The 7,854-nt window shown below is 38.5% G+C and carries 11 protein-coding genes; 4 read left to right on the top strand and 7 right to left on the bottom strand.

The annotated features are described in order from the left end of the window. Positions 1-503 (bottom strand): radical SAM protein (locus WIW89_RS11050; RefSeq protein ID WP_337720815.1); only part of this gene is annotated, 503 nt, incomplete at its 3' end. A gap of 55 nt (positions 504-558) precedes the next feature. On the opposite strand from WIW89_RS11050, the gene WIW89_RS11045 reads away from it, so the two are divergent. Then, the gene (locus WIW89_RS11045; protein ID WP_337720814.1) at positions 559-1,023 is read left to right on the top strand and encodes a DUF309 domain-containing protein; all 465 of its coding nucleotides are present in this window, start codon (positions 559-561) and stop codon (positions 1,021-1,023) included. Here WIW89_RS11045 and WIW89_RS11040 read toward each other — a convergent pair. Then, entirely contained in the window at positions 952-1,440 is a 489-nt protein-coding gene (locus WIW89_RS11040; protein ID WP_337710425.1) for an adenosine-specific kinase, read from the bottom strand. The genes WIW89_RS11045 and WIW89_RS11040 overlap by 72 nt on opposite strands. An 89-nt stretch (positions 1,441-1,529) precedes the next feature. Beyond that, positions 1,530-1,925, bottom strand: coding sequence for a hypothetical protein (locus tag WIW89_RS11035; RefSeq protein ID WP_337701586.1), 396 nt, complete (start codon positions 1,923-1,925; stop codon positions 1,530-1,532). 50 nt (positions 1,926-1,975) lie between these two features. Here WIW89_RS11035 and WIW89_RS11030 point away from each other — a divergent pair, with 50 nt between their 5' ends. Beyond that, positions 1,976-2,530 carry a hypothetical protein gene (locus WIW89_RS11030; protein WP_337720813.1) on the top strand — a complete coding sequence of 185 codons (555 nt, stop codon included), beginning with the start codon at positions 1,976-1,978 and terminating at the stop codon, positions 2,528-2,530. Here the strand turns inward: WIW89_RS11030 and WIW89_RS11025 are convergent. Then, complete coding sequence (locus WIW89_RS11025) at positions 2,511-2,699, bottom strand: hypothetical protein (RefSeq protein WP_443296559.1); 189 nt, start codon at positions 2,697-2,699, stop codon at positions 2,511-2,513. The two genes, WIW89_RS11030 and WIW89_RS11025, sit on opposite strands and share 20 nt — an antisense overlap. A gap of 40 nt (positions 2,700-2,739) precedes the next feature. Here WIW89_RS11025 and WIW89_RS11020 point away from each other — a divergent pair, with 40 nt between their 5' ends. After that, positions 2,740-3,303: a cupin domain-containing protein gene (locus WIW89_RS11020; RefSeq protein ID WP_337720812.1), complete on the top strand. Its 564-nt coding sequence runs from the start codon at positions 2,740-2,742 to the stop codon at positions 3,301-3,303. Between the two features lie 35 nt (positions 3,304-3,338). On the opposite strand, the gene WIW89_RS11015 is transcribed toward WIW89_RS11020, so the two are convergent. Continuing rightward, positions 3,339-4,295, bottom strand: a complete 957-nt coding sequence (locus tag WIW89_RS11015; RefSeq protein WP_337720811.1) for a 3-hydroxyacyl-CoA dehydrogenase family protein — start codon at positions 4,293-4,295, stop codon at positions 3,339-3,341. A gap of 99 nt (positions 4,296-4,394) precedes the next feature. Here WIW89_RS11015 and WIW89_RS11010 point away from each other — a divergent pair, with 99 nt between their 5' ends. Further along, a complete protein-coding gene (locus WIW89_RS11010; RefSeq protein ID WP_337720810.1) occupies positions 4,395-4,985 on the top strand; it encodes a haloacid dehalogenase in 591 nt (196 codons plus the stop codon). Here the strand turns inward: WIW89_RS11010 and lysX are convergent. Together lysX and carB are read right to left on the bottom strand one after the other, a co-directional pair. Continuing rightward, the gene (gene lysX / locus WIW89_RS11005; protein WP_337720809.1) at positions 4,973-5,821 is read right to left on the bottom strand and encodes a lysine biosynthesis protein LysX; all 849 of its coding nucleotides are present in this window, start codon (positions 5,819-5,821) and stop codon (positions 4,973-4,975) included. The two genes, WIW89_RS11010 and lysX, sit on opposite strands and share 13 nt — an antisense overlap. Then, on the bottom strand, positions 5,818-7,854 hold a 2,037-nt coding region (gene carB, locus WIW89_RS11000; protein WP_337720808.1), incomplete at its 5' end, for a carbamoyl-phosphate synthase large subunit. The genes lysX and carB, both read right to left, overlap by 4 nt.

Here is a 7,854-nt window from a genome sequence, read left to right as displayed (position 1 = left end):
TCTCTTACATAATCGACCAATTCGTCACTCCAGTATCCGTTACTTACCATAGTGTTGAAAAGACCGAATTTTCTTGCTATGACTCCAGTATCGTGTGCGAATTCTGCAAATATTGCAGGTTCATTATATGTATACGTCATCCCCTCTGCTTCATAAGCCCTCGCCATATCCACCAGCTCTTCTGGTGATAACTCAACGCCTTCTGCTCTCCTCCTTTGGCTTATATCGAAGTTCTGGCAATACATACACATCCAGTTACAGCCGAATGTCGAAAACGAGAATACTCTAGACCCAGGGTAAAAGTGAACTAGAGGCTTCTTCTCTATGGGGTCAACATGGGCTGCTGCTACTTTACCGTAAACATCCAAATAGAGTTTTCCATTCCTAACACTTCTCACCCCGCAAAAGCCTACTTGACCTTCGCCGATAAGGCACTTCCTAGCACAAGCCAGACATCTTACTTTGTTACCTTCAGTCTTATATAGCACTGCTTCTTTGCTCATTAAGTATTATATCGTGAACGAGACTTTTAAATACTTGCAATCTACCATCAAGAACGTGAAGAGGAGAATATACTATTATGATAAAGATGGGATTTCTCTTACAGCGGAGGACTTAAAGAGCGAACTGAGGTCATACGGTGTGGAAGTAATAGACGTTAGGACTTGTAAATACGTTGAGGTAGATTTCGCTTATAGTGAAGAAAATGAGAAGACGATTAAAAGCGTTTTAGGTGAACCATTATTTACAGACTGTAGCACTTGCTCGTTTGAGGAACTCTTCTTCGATTTTAGATTTTGGGAGTCCCACGAAGTATTAGAAAAGAAGTGGAAGGAAGAAAAAGATACCCAAAAAAAGAAGTACATACAAGCTTTAATCCTAGTTTCAGCCTCGCTTATAAAGTACTGTAAAGGGCAAGTAAATGTTTCAGATCAACTTCTTTCTAAAGCGTTATCTCTTATATCCGAACTTCCTGAGGAGTTCTTTCCTCTCTTTTATCTCAGCATCGCCTTCGATCCCTAGTGGCGTATAACCGTCTACAACACCTATTACTCCTCTTCCTTGGTCTGTCTCAGCGACTAGAACTTGCAGGGGATTAGCTGTAGCCGCAAATATCCTAACTACTTCTTCAACATTTTTAATCCTATTTAATACGTTTATCGGGTATCCGTTCTTTATGTATATCACAAAGGTATGTCCTGCAGCTATCTTCATAGCAGTTTCTTGAGCTTTCTTAATTAAGTCCTCATCGTTTCCATCCCATCTTATTAACCTTTTGCCGCTAGCCTCACAGAAAGCTATACCAAATTTCAGAGTGGGACTGGATGAGGCTAGAGTCTCGTATAAATCCTCCACGGTCTTAATGAAATGAGATTGTCCTATGATTACGTTAGTACCTTCAGGGATTTCCACTTTCACAACATCAATTTTTACACTCATCATGATTTGTAAACACTAGAGAAAAATAAAATCTACCTATTATTCAGACGAGGACCACCACATCACTGTTCAGGCGTACTCCGCGTTCATCACGACTTCAAATAAGCATAATCTAACACAACTTCAGTATTACCGTTAACTTGTACGTCTCTTTCTAGGTGGAAAATCGTGAATAATAAAGTATAATTCCCGGGCTTTACGTAAAAGACAGCAATTCCACTGCTGTTAGTCAAGGTCTGATTTAAGTACTTCCCGTTATAATATAGCCATATATTAGCTGAGCCTAAAGGCTTCGAACCTCCTCCTAGAGGACCGTAATTAACTAAAATTTTGACTACTAGCTTATAGTCCCCGTTAGGTAATGCATTTCCACCCAGATTATTAACGTAAATAACTGTTTTATAGGAACTATCAGTAACATAAACACCTACGGCAGTTATTATTATCACTATTAACGCCAACACGAGGTATATGTTATGATTCATCGCTAATGTTTGTTTAAAGCCTAATATATAAGTTCGTTCATCAATAATGTGTGTTTAATAAGCTGTTAGAAGCTTTCAAAGTATCTTTAAGAAATGATAGACAATTAATAAGACGTTATCTCATACTTGGAGCGTTTGACGGAATTCTGGTAGCTGTAAGCGTTTTAATAACCTCAGTCATTGCAGGAGAAAACATTGAAAAGATTACACCTATAGTTTTATCAGGAATCACAGGGGTCACTATTTCCTCTATGTGGAATACCATGGTAGTGGAGATAAAAGAAAAGAGAGAAGAACTGAGACAGCTAGAGCTTCAAATGATGAGAAAATTAAAGGGAACAATCTATGACTATTCTTTCAAATTGTCTATAATACTCACAACTCTCTCCCATTCCTTATCTCCGTTCCTAGGACTGATCAGCCTCTTGATTTATCAAGCTACAAGAAGCGTTACCCTAACGATCATCTTTTCCGCCATTACTTTATCGGGGTTGGGAATAATTTATGAAGGAGACATAAAGGAAAAAATAGGCACTGCGATAATGATGTTTATTGCGGGAATTATAGCCTCTTTACTTTCACTCCTTATATCCACCAACCCGTGATACTCCAACAACCAAACTTACTATATAACTCGATGCAACTCTTCTTCTCTCCCTTTCTACATTTGTCGCACAACGGCATGTAATCATTCACCGTTTCATCGTCACATACAATATTACCGCAGATTTCTACACATTTTCTCCCTTCTATCTCAATATAACAATCACTCACTTTCATACACTTTTTTAAACTTTTTAAACAATATGAACATATGTCTAAAGTTATTCAAAGAGTCGATAAACAAGGAGAAATAGTAGAAAGGAGAGAACAAATTAAAGAAATAATTAAAGAGATTGAAGATGGAACTGAAGACCTCAAAATAGTAGCCTTTATGGAGCACACCACACCACCTGAAACCGTAAAGCCAAAAGTAATAAAGTTCCAACAAGTAATAAAACTACTTAAACTCTTAGCTGAAGATAACCCAATAGAGAAAGGAGTAGCTAAGATAATGCTCTATTCACCATCTACAGGAAGATCTAGAGGATTAACACCAACAATGATGCCAGGTTTCCAGTATATAAAGGCTGGGATGCAGACTAAACCTCATTCGCACAATATGTCTTCCATATACCTAGTCGTTAGAGGGAAGGGATATAGCGTGGTAGGAGGAAAGAAGCTAGAGTGGGAAGAAGGAGATGTGTTCGTAGTTCCAGCTAACATGGTGCACTATCACGTAAACACTTCTAAGGACGAAGATGCAATCTTATTCGACGTAACAGACTCGGGCTTGTTAGAGAACTTAGGTATTCTAGAATTTAGAGAGGAAGAATAAAACTAGAAATCTTTTTAACTTACTTTTTTATCTTTTTACACTTTTCCTCTCAGTAACTTAATTAGAGATATTAACTTTTCATCTCTCCATTTAGAGAGTTCTTGGAAGGTTTTACCCTTAAGGAACTCATACTCTTTCATTTGCTGAACAGACTTAATAACTCCCGTATACGGGAACTTATCGTACTTTGCCAGTGTGTGCATCCATTCGTTAGCACCATATCCGAAACCTCTACTAAAGAAGTACTCTAATCCTCCTTCTCCTCCTCCTAAATGATAAGTTAAGAAAGGCCCCATGAATGCCCACCTTAAACCGATTGCAGCTGTCATTACTTTATCAATATCCTCTACTGTAGCAATACCCTCATCAACGAGGTAAACCGCTTCCCTAAATAGAGCGAACGCAAGCCTGTTGCCTAAAAAGCCTGGAACCTCTTTTTTCAGCACCACCACTACTCTTTCTAATTTGTTCTCCATAAAGTCTTTAGATGCATCTAAAACTTCTTTAGAGGTTTTCTCTCCTGGGACTATTTCTACCAATGGTAATAAGTGCGGAGGGTTCCAAGGGTGAATTATAACGCCTCTTTCGGGATGTTTCGGCATTGCTTTCTGAATTTCGGTCATTAATAAACCCGAAGTGCTGCTCCCGAGTATTACATCCTTATCTAGCCTTTCGTCTAATTCCCTGAATAGTTTTTTCTTAACGTCATAGTCCTCAATAACTGCCTCTAACACTAGATCTGTATCTTTTATCGCCTCGTCAAAGCTCGTAGTTGGATGGATAAATTTCATGTAATAATCTGGCTCTTTGTCGACTAGCTTGTTCTCGTATAATACGTTTAAGTAACCTTTGATCTTTACAAGACCCTTATCTAATGTCTCTTTCTTCTCTGTGTAGAAATAGTTTTCGTATCCCTTTAGTGCTAGAAGGGTGCTCCAACCCGCACCTATTACACCCGCACCAATCACAGAGACTTTACGTATTTGTCTCATAGCTTTTAAAAAAGTTTAGAGAGTATAAGTATTTTTTGTCCGAGAACTTTACAACCAAACGGTTGCTTTTATTTATGCTATGGGTAATTGACTAATGCAATGGACTTAGTAAACCGAATTAAGGATTACGTAGAAAAGATAACCCCCAAGCTACAAGAGAGGTTCGATAGTAGGGAAAAGCTTCTTCTACTTTCAAGAGAAGTAATAAGATATGCAGGAGAGACAATATCGTTATCTCATAAAATGAAAAAGGAGGAAGCGACTAAGAGATACGAAATGACACTACAAAAGTTAAAGGAGCTAAAGGAGGTAGTATGCAACTACCCTGAACTACTTTATGGGGATGTAGGAACTGCTTTCCAAGAAGTAGCTGAAGCTAGCGTAATTTACTCCATTTATTTCGATCAGAGAGTACCTACGGGAGAGGAGCTCGGTATTCCAGATATATACTACATCCTCGGAATAGCTGATGCTATAGGGGAGCTGAGGAGAAGAGTTTTAGAATTGCTAAGGAAAAGAGAAGTTGAAAAAGCTGAACATACTTATACTATAATGGAGGAGCTATATGAAATACTTTGGGAGCTTGAATATCCTAAAGCTCTTGTTCCTAATCTAAGGCAGAAAATAGACTCCCTTAGAAGACTTTTAGAGGAGACTAATCATGATTTATTTCTAGCTCACTTGGAATAGGTTTCTTTTATGTAGTCCACTAATTTTTCAGCCACATTAATGTTAGTTGCTACCATAAACCCTTTGAATTCTGGTACGTCGTTTAGCTCGTTTACTACGTATCCCTTTGTTGGGTGTTCTAGGATATCTATAGATACAAACTCTCCTCCTACTACTCCAACTGCCTTTAATACAGTTTCTTCCAATTTACTATCTACGTCGATTTTAGAAGGATAACCACCTAAGGCTATGTTTGCCCTCCATTCATTGGGAGGTACGTTTCTCGCATAACAACCTAATAAGGTTTTGCCCATTACTATACATCTTATATCTCTCCCTTTGTATTGTATATACTCTTGAACAATGTGAACCTTTAATGCTGAATTACCCATAAGTTCTCTATGCTCTACAATAGTCTTTCCCTCGAAGTTATCTCTAACGAGAGAAACAAGTCTTCCCCAGCTACCTATTGGAGGTTTGTCTATTAGAGGGAAACCTTTTTGCTCATAAGCTTTCAAAGCAGCATCTGGAGACATTGCAATTATGGAGTCTGGTATAGGTATTCCATGTTTATATAACCTTGAGTATGTTAATATCTTGTCTCCACAGATATTGATGGCATCAACGGAATTTATTGTATGCACACCAGCTGCTTCGAATACCGCAGATGAATATAACGCTCTGTACATACTAACAGGCCTTATTATTGCAACATCATATCTTCCTAGTCCCTTATTGAATGGTATAGGTTCTTGGCCTACGTTTATTATATCGTAGGGAACTTGTTTTACATCTAGTGCTTTTGCTATTAACTTCTCTTCTTGTCTTATTATATCCACTATTAACGCCGCTCTCATATTCCAGCACCATATTCCTTTACTTCGTTAAATGTTAACTTATCTTGTATAGAAAAAGACTTAGTTACCTCATTCCCTAATCTACCGTTTAAAATTAAAGGTATATTATAATCGACGGCAATACGCCTCACCTCATAATCTAACTTCTTAAGATATCCATCAGTTACCACAATATCAACTTTTCTATCCTTAATGAGGGAAATTGCTTCCTTAACATCGACGCTTTCGATACCTTCTATCTCAGCTCCTTGTATCGTATAAGTAGTTAAACCAAACTCGCTTAGATTCTTAGCTGAAAGTGCTAAATACTCCTTGTTAGTCCTTCCATAAACCAGTGCAACTGAACCTCTTGAAGGAATTCTGTTAGGAGCTACGGCTAACCAACTCTTAAGCAGTGCATCGTAAAAGTCTACGCCTAAAGCCGCTGCCTCTCCAGTACTCTTCATTTCTGGCCCTAAATATGGATATGCACCTTTCAATTGTGCCCATGAGAACTGAGCAGACTTTACTCCCCATACTTTAGGCTTCAGTTCCTTAAACCCATCGAAATCAAACCCCTTCAGAATACCCTCTAGGGCTAACGATATTATATTATTTCCTACTACCTTACTACTGAAGGGCATGGACCTACTAGCTCTTAGGTTAAGTTCAATAATATAGGGCTCTCCGTCTTTTACTACAAATTGTACATTAAACGGACCCTTAATCTCCAACTCCCTCATAATGGCATAAACACTGTTCTTCATTTTTTCAACTGTAATTTCACTTAACTTTCTATACGGTATAGACATAGTTGCATCTCCGCTGTGGACTCCTGCCTCTTCTACATGTTCCATTACTATTCCGTAAACGGCCTTGCCATCAGATGCGCCATCTATCTCTGCTTCTATAGCGTTTTCTATGTACTTTGATACAACTACTGGATGTTCTGAGGATAGCTCTGTAGCCTTCCTTAAATAAACCATTAACTCGTTATCATCATAAACTATCTTCATTGCCGAACCACTGAGTACGTAGCTAGGTCTTACTAAGACTGGGTAGCCAACACGAGATACGAATTGCTTTACTTCCTCGAGTGATTTAGCAGAAACCCATTCAGGTTGTTTAATGCCGAGCTTATCTAAGAGTTTAGAGAACTTTTCCCTATCTTCCGCATTATCAACACTTTTTCCGGAAGTTCCCAATAATCTAATTCCTTCATCTTCTAGCTTTTTAGAGATACTGTTACCTATCTGTCCACCCGTAAAAGTGGCTACATATGCAAACCTTTCTTTCCTTACAATATCTAATACCCTCTCCACGTTAATCTCGTCAAAGTACAATTTCCTAGTTATATCCCAGTCAGTGGATACGGTTTCAGGATTATAATTAAGAATTGAGACCTCATCAAAGTAATCCTTTGCCGCGTCGAGAAGCGAAACTACACTCCAGTCAAATTCCACTGATACACCTATTCTAAAGCCACCTGCACCTATGATCAGGAGCTTTGAACTAGTCTCGGAAAACTCTATATCATCTTCTGTCCCGTTATAAGTTAAGTAGAGATAGTTAGTAACTGCAGGCCATTCACCTGCCAAAGTATCTATTTGTTTGACTTTCGGTTCAATTCCTAGTTTCTCTCTCATAGCTCTGATTTCCCTTTCGCTTATGTTCAAAGCTTTTGCTAACTGGTAATCGCTAAATCCGAGCTTCTTAGCCTTCAGTAACGACTTTTTGTCGAGCTGTTTAGTCTTCTTCAACTCCTCATAGAACTCCACTACATTCTTAATCTTATTGAGGAAGAATTTCCCTATTCCAGTAGCGTCGTATACTTCATCTATAGTAGCTCCCTCTTTGAAAGCCTTTGCTGCATATAAGAACCAGTATGGTCTTCTGTTCTTTAAGTTCTCTAGAGCTTCAATCTTCTTCATCTTGGACTCATAAATTTTACCGCCCACTAGACCCGGTTCACCTATATCTAGCATTCTTATGGCTTTCTGTAAAGTTTCCTCAAACGACCTCCCTATGCTCATTACTTCTCCTACACTTTTCAT

This window comes from Stygiolobus sp. CP850M, assembly GCF_037389425.1.
Taxonomy (GTDB): domain Archaea; phylum Thermoproteota; class Thermoprotei_A; order Sulfolobales; family Sulfolobaceae; genus Stygiolobus.
Note: the sequence above shows the minus strand (reverse complement) of the source record. Positions and strands in the feature narration are given on the sequence as shown.